Genomic DNA, 17,248 nt, shown 5'->3' with positions numbered 1-17,248 from the left:
CCGATCAGTCGGCCTGCACGCCGCCGGGAATCTGTGCCAAATCAACGCCAGCCATGTGTTTGTCAGGAGCTTGTTTCATTGTCGAATCGTGTATGTTCAGCAACGTGGCGTTACCAGCTCGGGCCGGATTTTCGTTCGGTGTCAACGGCTTTGCTGCTAGCATTCAAGTAACTTATTAATAGTCCGATACGGTACTTCTCGTATTGGCATCAAGGGGCATGGGAATACTTGACGCGCTTTTGGGTCGCAAGCACCCAGCCTTGATCGGCTTGGATATCAGCTCCTCCAGCGTCAAACTGGTGGAGTTGAGCCAGACCAAGAGCGGCGAGTTCGTGCTGGAGCGGTTCGCCAGCGAGCCCTTCGAGAAGGGCTGGATTGCCGACGGCCAGATCGAGAAGTTCGACGAGGTGGCCGATGCCGTGCGCCGCGTCGTCTCTCGCAGCGGCACCAAGACCCGTGATGCTGCCCTGGCCATGCCGCAGTCGGCCGTCATCACCAAGAAGATCATGCTGCCTGCCGGGTTGCGTGAGGAGGAGCTGGAGCTGCAGGTCGAGGCCGAGGCCAACCAGTACATCCCGTTCTCGCTGGACGAGGTGAGTCTGGATTTCTGCGTCATCGGCCCGAGCCCGACCTCGGTGGGGGACGTCGAGGTGCTGATCGCTGCGTCGCGCAAGGACCGTGTGCAGGACCGCCAGGGCCTGGCCGAGGCTGCGGGCCTGCGGCCCGTCGTGCTGGACATCGAGTCGCACGCCTCCCGCATGGCCATGGGCCGTCTCGTGCAGGCCTTGCCCAATGAGGGCAAGGATGCGCTGGTGGCGCTGTTCGAGATCGGTGCTGACACCACCAGCCTCAAGGTGCTGCGCGACGACGAGCTGCTGTACGACCGCGACCAATCCTTCGGCGGCTCGCAGCTGACGCAGCTCATTTCGCGCCAGTACGGCTTCTCCTTCGAGGAGGCCGAGCAGAAGAAGCTGTCCAACGATCTGCCCGAGGACTACGAGACCAGCGTGCTCAACCCCTTCGTCGACAGCCTGTCGCAGGAGATCGGGCGTGCGCTGCAGTACTTCTTCACCAGCACGCCGCACCACAAGGTGCATTACGTGATGCTGGCCGGTGGCACGGCCACCCTGCCGGGCTTGAAGGAGCGCGTCACCGACCTGACCGGCTTCGCCTGCATGGTGGTCAACCCGTTCGAGAACATGGGCATGGGCTCCGCGGTGCGCGAGCCCAGGCTGCGTCGTGAGGCGCCGTCCTATCTGACCGCCTGCGGCCTCGCGATGCGGAGGTTCTTCCAGTGATCCTGATCAACCTGCTGCCTTACCGAGAGGAAAGGCGCAAGCGGCGCAAAGCTGCGTTCTTCGCGGGGCTGGGGCTGGCCGGGCTGGTGGGGGCCGGCATGGTCGTGGCCGCCTACTTGCTGCTGCAGTTCCTGACGCAGGAGCAGCGCGCGCACAACCAGTACATCCAGAACGAGATCTCGCGCCTGGAGGCGCAGATCAAGGACATCGCCAATCTGAAGGCGGAGATCGAGTCGCTGAAGTCGCGCCAGCGTGCGGTGGAAGACCTGCAGACCGACCGCAACACGCCGGTGCACCTGCTCAACGACCTGGCCCGCCTGGCGCCTGAAGGCATCTACCTGACGGCCATCCGCCAGTCCGACAAGGCCGTGAACGTCAGTGGTATCGCGCAGACGAACGAGCGCGTCTCCGAGTTCCTGCGCAATATCTCGCGCGGCTCGGAATGGCTGGAGAAGCCGGACCTGATCGAAGTGAAGCTCGCCAACGTCAGCACCAGCACGCGCGACGCGCGGCGGCTGCTGGACTTCTCCATGACGGTCACGATCAAGGTGCCGCCGCGTGAACCCGCTGCGGGCGCCTCCGCGCCGAAGAAGGGCTGACCGACATGGCCATCGCACTGTCCAAGATTGACGTGAACGCCTGGTTCAACGACCTGAGCGCGCAGTTCCAGGGGCTCAACCCCAAGGAGCCCGGCCAGTGGCCGCTCGCCCCCAAGCTGGCCTCCGCGCTGGGCGTGATGGTGGCTGTGATCGCCGCCGGCTACTTCTTCGTGCTGGCTGACGAACAAGCCGGACTGGATGCAGAGCGGGCCCGCGAGCCGCAGTTGCGCCAGGACTTCCAGGGCAAGCTGGCCCAGGCCGTCAACCTGCCCGAGCTGCGCAAGCAGAAGAGCCAGGTCGAGGAGTACGTGACGCAGTTGGAGAAGCAGTTGCCGGGCAAGGCCGAGATCGATTCGCTGCTGTCCGACATCAGCGGCGCCGGCGTGGGCCGCGGCTTGCAGTTCGAGCTGTTCCGCCCGGGCCAGGTGCTGATCAAGGACTACTACGCCGAGCTGCCCTTTGCGCTGCGCGTGTCGGGGCGGTATCACGACATCGGCGCTTTCGCGGCCGACGTCGCCAACCTGTCTCGCATCGTGACGCTGCACAACCTCGTCGTCACGTCGCCGCCGGCGCCGAACAGCCCGCTGAGCATGGAGGCCACGGCCCGCACCTACCGCTACCTCGATGCAGCGGAAGTGGCGGATCAGAAGAAGGCTTCCGCCAAGGCTGGAGGCAAGAAATGAAGCGGCTGCTGATGTGTGTGGCCGCCACGGTGGGCCTGGCCGGCTGTGGCAGCGATGTGGAAGAGCTGCGCCAGTGGATGGAGCAGCAGCGCAAGGAGGCCAAGCCGTCCGTCACGCCGCTGCTGCCGCCCAAGAAGTTCCTGCCCCAGCCCTACGAGTCGTTGGCCGGGGTGGATCCGTTCAGCACGCAGAAGCTCAGCGTCGCCATCAAGCAGGAGGCGGCCCAGCCCAACTCGCTGCTGACGGCCGAGATCAACCGGCGCAAGGAGCCGCTGGAGGCCTACCCGCTGGACAGCATGTCCATGGTGGGCAGTCTGACGCGCGACAACCGGCGCTATGCGCTGCTGCGCGTCGACAACCTGCTCTACCAGGTCAAGGCCGGGGACTACCTCGGTCAGAACTTCGGTCGCGTCACCAAGATCAGCGAAACCGAAATCACGTTGCGAGAAGTCGTCCAGGACGCTGCGGGCGAGTGGATTGAACGCACCAGTACCCTCCAGCTACAGGAGAAGGGACGATGAAGACACTGCAGGAGAACAAGGCCATGGGGCGTAGCGGGTTGCTGGGGGTTGCCTTTGCGCTGCTGTGCGCGCCAGCGGCATGGGCGCAGACCCAGATCCGGGCGATCAACTCCAGCCAGCAGGCGGGTGTGGATGTCGTGCGCATCGAGCTCAGCGAACCGCTGCCGGCCGTGCCCACGGGCTTCACCGTGCAGACGCCGCCGCGCATCGCCATCGACCTGCCCGGCGTCGTCAACGGCATCGGTCGCAACCTCGTGGACATCAACCAGGGCAACCTGCGCTCGGCCAACGTCGCCCAGGCGGGTGATCGCTCGCGCGTGGTGCTCAACCTGCGCCAGGCGTCCAACTACAGCGCCAAGCTGGAAGGCAACGCGCTGGTGCTGGTGCTCAACGCCGCCGTGGCGGCGGTGCAGGCACCCGGCGAGCCGGTGCATTTCGCCCAGAGCCTGAACGCCGCGCCTCAGCCGCTGCGCGACATCGACTTCCGCCGCGGTGCCGACGGGGCCGGCCGCGTCATCGTCAACCTGCCGAGCAACCAGGTGGGCGTCGACATCCAGCAGCAGGGCCAGGGCTTGGTGGTGGAGTTCTTGCGCTCCAGCCTGCCCGAGAACCTGCGCCGCAAGGTGGACGTGACCGACTTCGGCACGCCGGTGCAGCTGATCACGACGACGCAGTCGGGCGACCGTGTGCGCATGATCGTCGAGCCCAAGGGCAACTGGGAGCACAGCGCCTACCAGAGCGACAACCAGTTCGTGCTGGAAGTGCGGCCGCAGAAGGTCGACCCCAACAAGCTCACGCAGGGGCCAGGCTACGCTGGCGACAAGCTGTCGCTGAACTTCCAGAACATCGAAGTGCGCGCGCTGCTGCAGGTCATTGCCGACTTCACGAACTTCAACGTCGTCACCAGCGACACCGTGACCGGCAGCGTCACGCTGCGCCTGAAGGACGTGCCCTGGGACCAGGCGCTGGACATCATCATGCAGGCCAAGGGCCTGGGCCTGAAGAAGTCCGGCAACGTGCTGTGGATCGCGCCCAAGGACGAGCTGGCCACCAAGGAAAAGCTGGACCTGGAGGCCAAGGCGGCCATCGCCCAGCTGGAGCCCGTGCGCACCCAGTCCTTCCAGCTCAACTACGTGAAGGCCGAGGAAATTGCCAAGGGCCTGACGGGCCAGAGCATCGGCACCGGCGGCAACAGCGCCAGCGGTGGCAGCAACTCGGGCGGTGGCAGCAGCGGTGGCGCCGGCACCGGCACGCGCATCCTGTCGCCGCGTGGCAGCGTCATCTCCGAGGCGCGCACCAACCAGCTCTTCGTGTCGGACATCCCGAGCAAGCTCGAAGAGATCCAGGCCATGATCGCCAAGATCGACATCCCGGTCCGCCAGGTGTTGATCGAGGCCCGCATCGTCGAGGCCAATGACCGCTTCGGCCGCGCGCTGGGGGTGAAGCTGGGTGGCTACGACGCCCGCGGCCAGTCCGGGGGCGTTCCGGGCTACAACGTGGGCGGTAGCAACTACCTGACGCTGGGCAGCAACTACAACCTCGTCGGCTGGCAGACGCGTCAGACCGCCACCGACCCGGGCTACAACAACACCAACTTCGTCAACCTGCCGGCCAACACCTCGTCGGACAGCTTTGCTGGCGCTGTGGCCCAGACCGTCGCCGTGTCGCTGTTCAGCGCGACCGCCAACCGCTTTCTGAACCTGGAGCTGTCGGCGCTGGAGTCCGACGGCAAGGGCAAGGTCGTGTCCAGCCCGCGCGTCATCACGGCCGACCAGGTCAAGGCGCTGATCGAGCAGGGCGAGGAACTGCCCTACCAGGTCGCCACCGCCAGTGGCGCCACGTCCATCGCCTTCCGCAAGGCCAACCTCAAGCTCGAGGTCACGCCGCAGATCACGCCGGAAGGCAGCGTCATCCTGAACGTGGATGTCAACAAGGACAGCCGCGGCACGCTGACGCCGCAGGGCTACGCGATCAACACCAAGCATGTGCAGACGCAGGTGCTGGTGGAGAACGGCGGCACGGTGGTCATCGGCGGCATCTACACCCAGGACGAGGGTGAGACCATCAACAAGGTGCCGCTGCTGGGCGATGTGCCCTTCGTCGGCAACCTGTTCAAGAACAAGACGCGCACGACGTCCAAGACCGAGCTGCTGATCTTCCTGACGCCCAAGGTCGTCAGCGAGCGGGCTGCAGTTCGCTGAGCCGTCAAGACATTCAGAGATATCCAGGAGTTCGAGCATGTTGCAAACCATCGTCACGCAGGGCTGGCGACGCCTGGCCCAGGCTGCGCTGGGGCTGGGGATGGCTGCCTTCCTGTCCGCCTGTGGCGGCGGCGGCGGCAGCGCCGGCGATCCGACCTTCCCCGGCACGGGCGGTGGCACCACCAGCCCCACGGCGGCAGACCTTGTCGTCACGCTGAGCGGTGGGACCTTGCCGAACGACGGCAGTGGTTCGGCGCTCGTCAGCGTCTACGCGGTCGACGCCAAGCGCAACACCGTGGCTGATGTGCCGGTGTCCTTGTCGGTCAATGCCAATGCCGTGCTGACGCCCAGCGGCACCAAGACCGACGCGGCCGGCTTGGTCACGGGCGCGGTGCGTATCGGCTCCGACACCGCCTTGCGCACCATCACCGTCACGGCCGTCAGCGGCTCCATCACGAAGACGGCACAGATCACCGTCGTCACGCCCACGCCGGGCGGCACGACGTCCGGCCCGTCGCTGACGGTCGGCCTGTCCAACCAGCTGATCACGCCGGCTGTCGGCGCCACCGTGACGGTGACGCTGAAGTCCTCGACGGGGACGGCCTTGTCCGACGTGGTGGTCAACCTGTCGACCAGTCGCGGCAACCTGGGCACCTTGTCGGTCACCACGGTGCGCACGGATGCGAACGGTCAGGGCACGGCGCTGTTGAAGGCCAGCACCTCGGGCATCACGGGCGCGGACTATGTGACGGCCGTGGCCACGCTGGGCGCCTCGACGGTCAGCGCCGAGCAGGCGTTCACGGTCAGCAATGCGCTGCCGACGCTCACCTTGAACCCCACCAGCGCGACACTGCGTCTGTCGCAGGCCGCGCCTCAGGTGACGGCGACGCTGCGCGACGCTGCCGGCCAGCCGGTGGCCAACCAGATCGTCAGCTTCGCAGCGACGTCGGGTGTCAACTTCACGCCCAATCCGGCCACCGTGCCCACCGATGCGACCGGCATCGCGCGCACCACGTTGAATCTCACCGCCGCCGGTGGCTCGGTGTCGTCCTCCGAGATCCTGCGGGCGACGGCCAGCTACGCTGACCAGTCCCTGTCGGGCAGCGTGGTCGTCCAGATCGTTGGCGAGACGCCGACGGCGACGATGACGCTGAGCAACTCCACGATCAATTCGCTGCAGTCCTCGTCCAACGTCAACGTGCTGGTCCGGGATGTCGGCGGCAACCCGGTGTCGGGCCAGGTGGTCCGGTTCAGCTCCGAGTTCGGTCTCGTCAAGTTTGACGCGGCGACGGCTGTGACGAATGCCAGCGGCGTGGCGAGTGCCGTCGCGACGCAGGCGGTTTCGTCTTCCAACGGCGCGGACGTGATCCGCGCCACGGCGACGCTGAGCAACATCACGGCCACCGACAGCAAGCCGGTGCAGGTGGTCAGTGCCACGTCTCCGGGTTCGCCGGTGCTGCAGCTGGGCTTGTCGACCACCTCGGTCAGCGCCGCCGTGCCCGCCACGGTCACGGCCACGCTGACTGATGCACGCGGTCAGCCGGTCGCCGGTCAGGTTGTTACGTTCGCCATTGTTCGCGGTCTGGGCCGTACCAATGTCGGCACGGCGCTGACGGACGCCAACGGCCGCGCGGTGGCGCTGCTGTCTCCTGCCACCTCGGCCTCGGCCGGTGCGGACGAAGTCACTGCGTCGGTGCAGTACTCGGCCACCGCGCTGTCGGCCACGCAAGGCTTCCAGGTGCAGGCGACCAACGCCACCATCGCCAGCTTCGCCGGCCCGGCTTCCATCTCGCCCTACGGCCAGGACTCGCTGACGCTGACCTTGACGGGCGCCGCGGTCGAGTCGCCGGTCAAGCTGAGCGTGTCGTCGGCCTGCGCGGCCGCCGGCAAGGCCACGGTGTCGCCGGCCACGATCTCGGCCACCAGCAACACCGTCACGCTGCAGTACCGCGACAACGGTTGCGGTGCCGTGCAGCCGTCTGACTTGCTTCAGGTCGTCATCGACGGCACGTCTACGGCGCGGCAACTGACACTGCCCATCGGCGCGCCTGCAGCCGTCAGCTTGGCCTTCATCTCTTCGCTGCCGGAGCAGATCTTCCTGAAGGGGTCGGGCTTCACCGAGTCCTCCATCGTGACATTCGAGGTGCGCGACGCCGCAGGCAACCCGCTGCCCAACAAGCTGGTGGAACTGCGTCTGCAGACCGGTGCCGGTGGCGTGACGATGGAGGGACGTGGTGTCGAGTCGGTGGACCCGCTGTCGCCCAGCCCGTTCACGCAGACGTCCAACGCGCTGGGGCGCGTGCAGGTGCGCGTGAATTCGGGGACGCAGCCCACGCCGGTGCGTGTGCATGCCAAGCTGAGCGGCGAAGCGATCGCGACGGTGTCCAGCAACCTGAGCGTGGGCATCGGCCTGCCTTCCCAGCTGAACTTCTCGATGTCGCAGCGCACCTTCAACATCGAAGGCTACGACCGGGACAACACGCTCAACACCTACACCATCATTGCCGCTGACCGCAGTGGCAACCCGGTGCCGGTGGGCACGGTGGTCAACTTCATTGCAGAGGGCGGCCAGATCGAGTCCAGCAAGCAGATCACCCAAACCGGTGGCATCTCGCAGGCAACGGTGAACTTCGCGTCCGCCCAGCCCAAGCCGGTCGACGGGCGTGTGAGCATCGTGTCCTATGCGCTGGGTGAAGAGTCCTTCATCGACAAGAACGGCAACAACGTCTATGACCTGAGCCAGAACGAAGAGTTCCAGGACCTCGGCAACATCTTCAAGGATCGCAACTACGACGGCAGCTACGACAGCGCCTTCGACGAGTACATCGGCCTCACGCTTGCCAGCAACACCAACAGCAGCTGCCGCACGTGGACGGGGACCGCCGGCATCCTGTTGCGGCTGGACTCGTACACGCCGTCCGTGCCCACCACCTGCGACAACAAGTGGAGCGGTTCGGGCCAGGTCTATGTGCGTCGGGCCATGGAGACCGTGCTGTCGACCTCGACCGCCCGCCCGCTGTGGCCGTTCGGCAGTTCCTCCACCGGCAAGGCCAGCAGCCCGATGCGCCTGCAGGTCGGCCGCAACGTGACGGACACGGCGGACTTCTACCCGCTGAGCTCGGGCGACCGCGTCTGCAATGCAGGCAGCACCGGTAGCGTCTATCTGATCGCAGCCGACAACAACCCGGGCCTGATCAGCAGCGGCGTCTACCCGCGCCTGAACCCGATGGCGGCCGGCACGGTCATCACGGCGACGACGCCGACCATCGGTTTCGCCGCCTCGGTGTCGGGCGGTTCGCCGGTGGCCAGCACCTACGACGCAACGGCCTTCGCAGTCGGCTACACCTTCGACACCGCCACGTCCGGCGCCGTGTTCGTCACGCTGACCTCGCCCAGCGGCGTGGGTACCAGCTTCGGCTTCACGGTGTACCGCGGCGCCTGCCCCTGAGTGACGCTGAAGCTCTCGCTCGTCGGCATGCCCGGCGGTGGCAAGTCCACCGTCGGCAAACAACTGGCACGCCAAATCGGCGTGCCTTTTGTCGATTCGGACCATGAGATCGAGCACCGCATCGGCGGCAGCATCAAGGACTTCTTCGCCCGCCACGGCGAGGATGCCTTCCGTGATCTGGAGACCGAGGTCATCGCCGACCTGGTCGCCCGCCCGGGAGACTGCGTGCTGGCCACCGGTGGCGGCGCCGTGCTGCGCGAGCGCAACCGCGAGTTGCTGCACGCAAACACCACGGTGCTGTACCTGCGTTCGACGCCCGAGGACCTGTTCCGCCGCCTTCGTCATGACACGACCCGGCCGCTGCTGCAGGTGAAGGATCCGCTGGCCCGACTTCGTGAGCTGCACCATCAGCGCGACCCGCTGTACCGCCGCTGCGCTCACTATGTGCTGGAGAGCAGCCGGCCTGCCGTGCAAGCGCTGGTCAACATGGCGCTGATGCAGCTGGAGCTGGCCGGTTTGCTGGACCCGGGGCGCGTGTCCGCCACCGTGGGTGCCGAGCCTCAGTGAGGCCGGGGCCGCGCAGGCCGGCTCTTACACTTGGCCGCATGCCTGCCTCCGACACCGTCCGTATCCCGCTTCCTGACGACCGCGCCTACGACATCCGCATCGGCTCCGGCCTGCTGGATGAGGCAGCCAGCTGGCAGGGACTGCCCAAGGCGGCGGCAGCCGTCATCGTCAGCAATGACCGCGTGGCGCCGATGTATGCGCAGCGGCTGCGCGAGCGCCTCCTGGCGGTGTATGCCCGGGTGGATGTGGTGGAACTGCCCGATGGCGAACAGCACAAGGACTGGGCCAGCCTGAACCGCGTGTTCGACCACCTGCTGGCCCAGGCGCTGGACCGCAAGACCGTGCTGTTCGCGCTGGGCGGCGGTGTCGTTGGCGACATGACGGGGTTCGCGGCGGCCACGTACATGCGCGGCGTGCCTTTCGTGCAGGTCCCCACCACGCTGCTGGCGCAGGTGGATTCGTCGGTGGGCGGCAAGACCGCCATCAATCACCCGCTGGGCAAGAACATGCTCGGCGCGTTCTACCAGCCCGAGCGTGTCATTGCCGACCTGGACACGCTGGACACCCTGCCTGACCGCGAACTGCGTGCCGGACTGGCCGAGGTCATCAAGTACGGCCCCATCGCCGATGCCGACTTTCTTAGCTGGATCGAAGGCAACCTCGACGCGCTGCTGGCCCGTGACAAGGCGGCGCTGGCCCATGCGGTGCGCCGCAGCTGCGAGATCAAGGCCGACGTGGTCGGGCAGGACGAGAAGGAGCAGGGCCTTCGTGCCATCCTGAACTTTGGCCACACCATCGGGCATGCCATCGAGTCGGGCCTGGGTTACGGCGAGTGGTTGCACGGCGAGGCCGTGGCCTGCGGCATGGTGCTGGCAGCGGATCTGTCGCACCGCCTGGGCCTGATGCCGGCCGACTTCACTGCGCAACTTCGCACGCTGATCGAGCGTGCCGGCCTGCCGGTGGTGCCGCCCAGGCTGGGGGGCGATCGCTACCTGCAGCTGATGCGCGTGGACAAGAAAGCCGAGGCGGGTGCGATCCGCTTCGTGCTCATCGAAGCGCTGGGCCAAGCCGGCCTGCATGCAGTGCCCGACGCGCTCATCGTCGAGACGTTGACCGCGCACGGAGCCGCCTGATGACGCCGGCGGCCCGCCTGGCTTGTGCCGCCGACCCGGCGCGCAGCCGTGGCCGCCGCCTCCCTGAGCCGGCCGCGCCGACGCGCAGCGAGTTCCAGCGCGACCGTGACCGCATCATCCACAGCACGGCTTTCCGCCGGCTGGTCTACAAGACGCAGGTCTTCCTCAATCACGAGGGCGATCTGTTTCGCACACGGCTGACGCATTCGCTGGAGGTCGCCCAGCTGGGACGCTCCATCGCGCGCAGCCTGGGCCTGGACGAAGACCTCGTGGAGGCTGTGGCACTGGCCCACGACCTGGGCCATACGCCTTTCGGGCACGCCGGGCAGGACGTGCTGGATGCCTGCATGCAGGGCCACGGCGGCTTCGAGCACAACCTGCAGTCGCTGCGCGTGGTGGACCACCTGGAACAGCGCTATGCGCGGTTCGACGGCTTGAATCTGTGCTTTGAGACCCGTGAGGGCATTCTCAAACATTGCTCGCGCCGCAATGCCGAGTTGATCGAGGCGACCGAGCCGGGCGGCATCGCGACCCGCTTCCTGCATGGCGGTCAGCCCAGCTTGGAAGCTCAGCTGTGCAACCTGGCCGACGAGGTGGCCTACAACGCGCACGACGTCGACGACGGTGTGCGCTCCGGCCTCATCGAACTGGAGCAGCTGTTGGCTGTGGACTTGGTGCGCGAGCACTGGCGTTCAGCGCTGGACGAGCACCCGCAGCTGACAGGCAAGCGGCTGCTGGCCGAGACCATACGCCGCATGCTGTCGGCCCAGGTTTACGACATCATCGACGCCACGCGGGCCGCACTTGCCGAAACGGCGCCGCCGGACGCAGACGCCGTGCGGTGTGCCGAGAAACCGCTGCTGCGTTTCAGTGCCGATATGCGGACCAGGAGCACGGCGCTGAAGCGCTTTCTGTTCGTCAACCTTTACCGCCATCCGCAGGTGCAGGTCACGCGGGCGCGCGCCGAGGAGGTGCTGCGCGATCTGTTTGGCGTCTATGCGAGCGATCCGGCACAGTTGCCGGCCGACTTCGCTGACCGTCCCGACCGCGAGCGCGCCTGCGCCGACTACATCGCCGGGATGACCGACCGCTTTGCCATTCGCGAACACCAAAGACTGACCGGCAAGCATCTGTTCTGAAAATGGGGTCGGAGTCGAATATGCTGGCCTCGATGCGCCACCGGCGCGACAAGGACATGCATGGCCCGTCTTCCCCGATTGATCCTGCCGGAGCTCCCCCACCACGTCATCCTGCGCGGCAACAACCGCCAGGCGATCTTCTTCAGCGATCTTGATCGCCAGCAGCTGCTGGCGACGCTGGCAGAGTCGGCGGCGCTGTACCGCGTGGCCGTCCACGCCTACGTGCTGATGGACAACCACCTGCACCTGCTGCTGACACCGCCGTCGGCTGATGCGCTGAGCCGCATGATGCAGTCGGTGGGGCGGCGCTATGTGGGTTGGTTCAACGCACGTCACCAGCGCAGCGGCACCTTGTGGGAGGGGCGGTTCCGCGCCGGCCTGATCGAGGGCGATCGGCACCTGCTGGCCTGCATGCGCTACATCGAGCTGAATCCGGTGCGTGCCGGCATCTGTGCAGCGGCGGCGGACTGGCCGTGGTCCAGCGCCGCGCACCATTTGGGTCTGGCGCGCAATGTGCTGATCAGTGAGCACGAGATGTACTGGCAGCTCGGCAACACCCCGTTCGAGCGCGAGCATGCCTACCGGGAGTTCCTGGAGCAGGGCGTCACGAGCAGCGAAAGGGCGCAATTCACCGAGGCGGTGCTTCGTGGCCGGCCGGTGGGCAGCCAGGGCTTCTTGCGTCCGCTGGCTGTGGATCATGCGGCGGTTGTGGTGGCACGGCCTCGCGGCAGGCCGCGGAAGGCGCCGATGGCCTCCGGCGGTGAATGACTCTGGCCCCATTTATGCCGTCGTCGCACCCGTGGTGATCTTTAAATTGACTCTGACCCCATATTAATCGGGTTGCTGCATTTGCTGCACTGCATTACGCTTCCGGTCTGTTGTGATCCAGGAGGCCGCCATGAGCCATGCCGCGCAGATTCAGTCCGAACTTCAAGACCTCGCAGAACACGGGCTGTACCGGCCAGCCAATGAAAAAGACGCTTGCGGCCTCGGCTTCGTGGCCCACATCAAGGGCCAGAAGGCGCACAACATCGTCCAGCAGGGCCTGAAGATCCTTGAGAACCTGGATCACCGTGGTGCCGTCGGTGCCGATGCGCTGATGGGCGACGGTGCCGGCATCCTGATCCAGATCCCGGACGAGTACTACCGCGAGGAAATGGCCAAGCAGGGTATCACGCTGCCGCCGCCCGGCGAGTACGGCGTCGGCATGATCTTCCTGCCCAAGGAAGCTGCCTCCCGCCTGGCCTGCGAGCAGGAGCTGGCCCGTGCCATCAAGGCCGAGGGTCAAGTGCTGCTGGGCTGGCGCGACGTGCCGGTGGACCGCGACATGCCCATGTCGCCAACCGTGCGCGAGAAAGAGCCGGTGATCCGCCAGATCTTCATCGGTCGCGGTCCGGACATCATCGTCCCCGACGCGCTGGAGCGGAAGCTCTACGTCATCCGCAAGACGGCCTCCAGCGCCATCCAGGCGTTGAAGCTCACGCACAGCCGCGAGTACTACGTGCCCAGCATGAGCTGTCGCACGGTCATCTACAAGGGCCTGCTGCTGGCCGACCAGGTCGGCAAGTACTACCAGGACCTGGCCGACCCGCGAGTCGTGTCCGCCATCGCGCTCGTCCACCAGCGCTTCTCCACCAACACCTTCCCCGAGTGGCCGCTGGCCCACCCCTACCGCATGGTCTGCCACAACGGCGAGATCAACACGGTCAAGGGCAACTTCAACTGGATGCGCGCCCGCGAAGGCGTCATGAAGTCGCCGGTGCTGGGTGACGACCTGCAGAAGCTCTATCCGATCAGCTTCGAGCACCAGTCCGACACGGCCACCTTCGACAACGCCATCGAGCTGCTGACGATGAGCGGCTATCCGCTCGCGCATGCCGCCATGATGATGATCCCGGAAGCCTGGGAGCAGCACGAAGGCATGGACGAACGCCGCCGCGCGTTCTACGAATACCACGCGGCCATGATGGAGCCGTGGGACGGCCCGGCCGCCATGGCCTTCACCGACGGCCGCCAAGTCTGTGCGGCGCTGGACCGCAACGGCCTGCGCCCGGCGCGCTACTGCATCACCGACGACGATCTCGTCGTCATGGCGTCGGAATCCGGCGTGCTGCCGATTCCCGAAAGCAAGATCGTCAAGAAGTGGCGCCTGCAGCCCGGCAAGATGTTCCTCATCGACCTGGAGCAGGGCCGCATCGTCGATGACGAAGAGCTGAAGAACCAGTACGCCAACGCGCGCCCGTACCGCCAGTGGATCGAGAACGTCCGCGTCAAGCTGGACGACATTGCCGTTCCCGAGACGGCGCGCCCCGGGTTTGCCACGTCGCTGCTGAACCGCCAGCAGGCCTTCGGCACGACGCAGGAAGACATCAAGTTCCTGCTCGCCCCGATGGCCGCCAACGGCGAAGAGGGCATCGGCTCCATGGGCAACGACTCGCCGCTCGCGGTGCTGTCGGGCAAGAACAAGCCGCTGTACAACTACTTCAAGCAGCTGTTCGCCCAGGTCACGAACCCGCCGATCGACCCGATCCGCGAAAACATCGTGATGTCGCTGAACAGCTTCATCGGCCCCAAGCCGAACCTGCTGGACATCAACGCGGTGAACCCGCCGATGCGCCTGGAAGTCAGCCAGCCCGTGCTGGACTTCGACGACATGGCCCGCCTGCGCCACATCGAAGGCCCGACCAACGGCAAGTTCAAGTCCTGCGAGCTGGACATCACTTACCCGCGCGAGTGGGGCCGTGAGGGCGTGGAGGCCCAGCTGGCCTCGCTGTGTGCTTCGGCTGTGGACGCGATCAAGGGCGGCCACAACATTCTCATCATCACGGACCGCAACGTCAGCGCCGACCGCATTGCGATTCCCGCGCTGCTGGCCCTGTCCGCCGTGCACCATCACTTGGTGCGTGAAGGTCTGCGTACGACGGCCGGCCTGGTGGTGGAGACCGGCACCGCGCGCGAAGTGCACCACTTCGCCGTGCTGGCTGGTTATGGCGCCGAAGCCGTTCACCCCTATCTGGCGCTGGAGACGCTCGAAGCCATGGGCGATGAGCTGCCGGCCAAGCTGACCGCCGAGCAAGCCCGCTACAACTACATCAAGGCCGTGGGCAAGGGCCTGTCGAAGATCATGTCCAAGATGGGCATCTCGACCTACATGTCCTACTGCGGCGCGCAGATCTTCGAGGCCATCGGCCTGAAGGCGGACTTCGTCGAGAAGTACTTCCGCGGCACGGCCACGCAAGTGGGCGGCATCGGCGTGTTCGAGGTGGCGGAAGAAGCCATCCGCATGCACGAGGGCGCCTTCGGCGACGACCCGCTGCTGGAGACCATGCTGGAGACCGGCGGCGAGTACGCCTGGCGCAGCCGCGGCGAAGAACACATGTGGACGCCCGACGCCATCGCCAAGCTGCAGCACAGCTCGCGCAGCGGCAAGTTCGAGACGTACAAGGACTACGCGCAGCTCATCAACGACCAGAGCAAGCGCCACATGACGCTGCGCGGTCTGTTCGAATTCAAGTTCGACCCGAGCAAGGCCGTGCCGCTGGAAGAGGTCGAGTCGGCGGCCGAGATCGTCAAGCGCTTCGCCACCGGCGCCATGTCGCTGGGCTCCATCTCCACCGAAGCCCACGCCACGCTGGCCGTCGCGATGAACCGCATCGGCGGCAAGAGCAACACCGGTGAAGGCGGCGAAGACCCGGCCCGTTACCGCAACGAGCTCAAGGGCATCAAGATCGTCGGCGGCGCCAAGATCGGCGACGTGCTCGGCCACAAGATCATGGAGGCCGACTACGAGCTGAAGGAAGGCGACTCGCTGCGCTCCAAGATCAAGCAGGTCGCATCGGGCCGCTTCGGTGTCACGACGGAATACCTCGTCAGCGCCGACCAGATCCAGATCAAGATGGCCCAGGGTGCCAAGCCCGGCGAAGGCGGCCAGCTGCCCGGCGGCAAGGTGTCCGAGTACATCGGCTTCCTGCGCCACTCGGTGCCGGGCGTCGGCCTCATCAGCCCGCCGCCGCACCACGACATCTATTCCATCGAGGACCTGGCGCAGCTCATCCACGACCTGAAGAACGTCAACCCGAAGGCGGACGTGTCGGTCAAGCTGGTGTCGGAAGTCGGCGTGGGCACCATCGCCACCGGCGTGACCAAGTGCAAGGCCGATCACATCGTCATCGCCGGCCACGACGGTGGCACGGGCGCGTCGCCCTGGTCGTCCATCAAGCACTGCGGCACGCCGTGGGAGCTTGGCCTGGCCGAGACGCAGCAGACGCTGGTCGTCAACCGCCTGCGCGGCCGTGTGCGCGTGCAGACCGACGGCCAGCTGAAGACCGGCCGCGACGTCGTCATCGGCGCGCTGCTGGGTGCCGACGAGTTCGGCTTCGCCACGGCGCCGCTGGTGGCCGAGGGCTGCATCATGATGCGCAAGTGCCACTTGAACACCTGCCCGGTGGGTGTGGCCACGCAGGACCCGGTGCTGCGCAAGAAGTTCACCGGCCGGCCCGAGCACGTCGTCAACTTCTTCTTCTTCGTCGCTGAAGAGGCGCGCCAGATCATGGCCCAGCTCGGCGTGCGCAAGTTCGACGAACTGATTGGTCGCTCTGACTGGCTGGACACCAAGAAGGCCATCAGTCACTGGAAGGCCAAGGGCCTGGACTTCGCCCGCATCTTCCACCGCCCGAACGTGCCGGCCGACGTGGCCCGTATCCACAACGACGTGCAGGACCACGGGCTGGATCGCGCGCTCGACGTCAAGCTCATCGAGAAGTGCCTGCCCGCCTTCGAGAAGGGCGAGAAGGTGCAGTTCATGCAGGAAGTGACGAACGTGCGCCGCTCGGTCGGTGCGCGCCTGTCCGGTGAGCTGATCCGCCGCAAGCCCGAAGGCCTGCCCGACCACACCATCTTCATCCAGATGGAAGGCACGGGCGGCCAGAGCTTCGGCGCCTTCCTGGCGCAGGGCATCAGCTTCTACCTGATCGGCGACGCCAACGACTACACCGGCAAGGGCCTGTCCGGCGGCCGCGTCGTCGTGCGCCCGAGCATCGACTTCCGCGGCGACGCGACGAAGAATATCATCGTCGGCAACACCGCGCTCATCGGTGCGACCCGCGGCGAGGCCTTCTTCCGCGGCGTGGCTGGCGAGCGCTTCGCGGTGCGCCTGTCGGGCGCCACGGCGGTCGTCGAAGGCACGGGCGACCACGGTTGCGAGTACATGACCGGCGGCACCGTCGCGGTGCTGGGCAAGACCGGCCGCAACTTCGCCGCCGGCATGAGCGGCGGCATCACCTATGTCTATGACGAGGACGGCCACTTCGCCAAGCGCTGCAACACCAGCATGGTCACACTCGAGAAGCTGCAGACTGCAGCGGAGCAGGAAGCCGGCGTCGACAAGGCGATCTGGCACCGTGTCAAGGGGGTCGACGGCGTGGACCGCGAGGCCCAGACCGACGAGGCCATCCTGAAGAAGCTGCTGGAAGACCACCACCGCTGGACCGGCAGCCAGCGCGCGCGCGACATCCTCGACCACTGGGCCGAGTCGCGCACCAAGTTCATCAAGGTGTTCCCGAACGAATACCGCCGCGCGCTGGGCGAGCTGAACGCTGCCAAGGAAGCCGCCACCACCATCGCCCAGGCCAAGGCGCCTGCGGCCGCCAAGGTCTAAGGA

General features: G+C 66.4%; 11 protein-coding genes. All 11 read left to right on the top strand.

Annotated features, from left to right (window positions below; genetic code table 11):
• The first annotated feature begins 218 nt into the window (after positions 1–218).
• The 11 genes from ACG0Z3_RS13020 to ACG0Z3_RS12970 all read left to right on the top strand — a co-directional run bounded on the left by ACG0Z3_RS13020 (position 219) and on the right by ACG0Z3_RS12970 (position 17,245).
• Positions 219–1,298, top strand: coding sequence for a pilus assembly protein PilM (locus tag ACG0Z3_RS13020; RefSeq protein ID WP_394398010.1), 1,080 nt, complete (start codon positions 219–221; stop codon positions 1,296–1,298).
• A complete protein-coding gene (locus tag ACG0Z3_RS13015; RefSeq protein WP_394398008.1) occupies positions 1,295–1,897 on the top strand; it encodes a PilN domain-containing protein in 603 nt (200 codons plus the stop codon). The genes ACG0Z3_RS13020 and ACG0Z3_RS13015 overlap by 4 nt, the downstream gene beginning before the upstream one ends.
• A gap of 5 nt (positions 1,898–1,902) precedes the next feature.
• A complete protein-coding gene (locus ACG0Z3_RS13010; RefSeq protein ID WP_394398006.1) occupies positions 1,903–2,580 on the top strand; it encodes a type IV pilus inner membrane component PilO in 678 nt (225 codons plus the stop codon).
• On the top strand, positions 2,577–3,101 hold the full coding sequence (locus ACG0Z3_RS13005) for a pilus assembly protein PilP (protein WP_394398004.1): 525 nt from the start codon (positions 2,577–2,579) through the stop codon (positions 3,099–3,101). Before ACG0Z3_RS13010 ends, ACG0Z3_RS13005 begins: the two co-directional genes overlap by 4 nt.
• A complete protein-coding gene (locus ACG0Z3_RS13000) occupies positions 3,098–5,302 on the top strand; it encodes a type IV pilus secretin PilQ (RefSeq protein WP_394398002.1) in 2,205 nt (734 codons plus the stop codon). Before ACG0Z3_RS13005 ends, ACG0Z3_RS13000 begins: the two co-directional genes overlap by 4 nt.
• Before the next feature lie 37 nt (positions 5,303–5,339).
• Positions 5,340–8,750, top strand: a complete 3,411-nt coding sequence (locus tag ACG0Z3_RS12995; RefSeq protein ID WP_394398000.1) for a beta strand repeat-containing protein — start codon at positions 5,340–5,342, stop codon at positions 8,748–8,750.
• Positions 8,751–8,756: 6 nt separating this feature from the next.
• A complete protein-coding gene (locus ACG0Z3_RS12990) occupies positions 8,757–9,317 on the top strand; it encodes a shikimate kinase (RefSeq protein WP_394398241.1) in 561 nt (186 codons plus the stop codon).
• Positions 9,318–9,355: 38 nt separating this feature from the next.
• Positions 9,356–10,450: a 3-dehydroquinate synthase gene (gene aroB / locus ACG0Z3_RS12985; protein ID WP_394397998.1), complete on the top strand. Its 1,095-nt coding sequence runs from the start codon at positions 9,356–9,358 to the stop codon at positions 10,448–10,450.
• A complete protein-coding gene (locus ACG0Z3_RS12980) occupies positions 10,450–11,589 on the top strand; it encodes a deoxyguanosinetriphosphate triphosphohydrolase (protein ID WP_394397996.1) in 1,140 nt (379 codons plus the stop codon). Before aroB ends, ACG0Z3_RS12980 begins: the two co-directional genes overlap by 1 nt.
• Positions 11,590–11,649: 60 nt before the next feature.
• Positions 11,650–12,357, top strand: a complete 708-nt coding sequence (locus ACG0Z3_RS12975) for an REP-associated tyrosine transposase (protein ID WP_394397994.1) — start codon at positions 11,650–11,652, stop codon at positions 12,355–12,357.
• A gap of 130 nt (positions 12,358–12,487) precedes the next feature.
• The gene (locus tag ACG0Z3_RS12970) at positions 12,488–17,245 is read left to right on the top strand and encodes a glutamate synthase-related protein (RefSeq protein WP_394397992.1); all 4,758 of its coding nucleotides are present in this window, start codon (positions 12,488–12,490) and stop codon (positions 17,243–17,245) included.
• Positions 17,246–17,248 lie beyond the last annotated feature (3 nt).

It is taken from the genome of Pelomonas margarita (genome assembly GCF_043555875.1).
Classification (GTDB): Bacteria; Pseudomonadota; Gammaproteobacteria; order Burkholderiales; family Burkholderiaceae_C; genus Pelomonas; species Pelomonas margarita.
The sequence above is the reverse complement of the archived record's forward strand: the minus strand, read 5'-3'. Positions and strand labels throughout refer to the sequence as shown.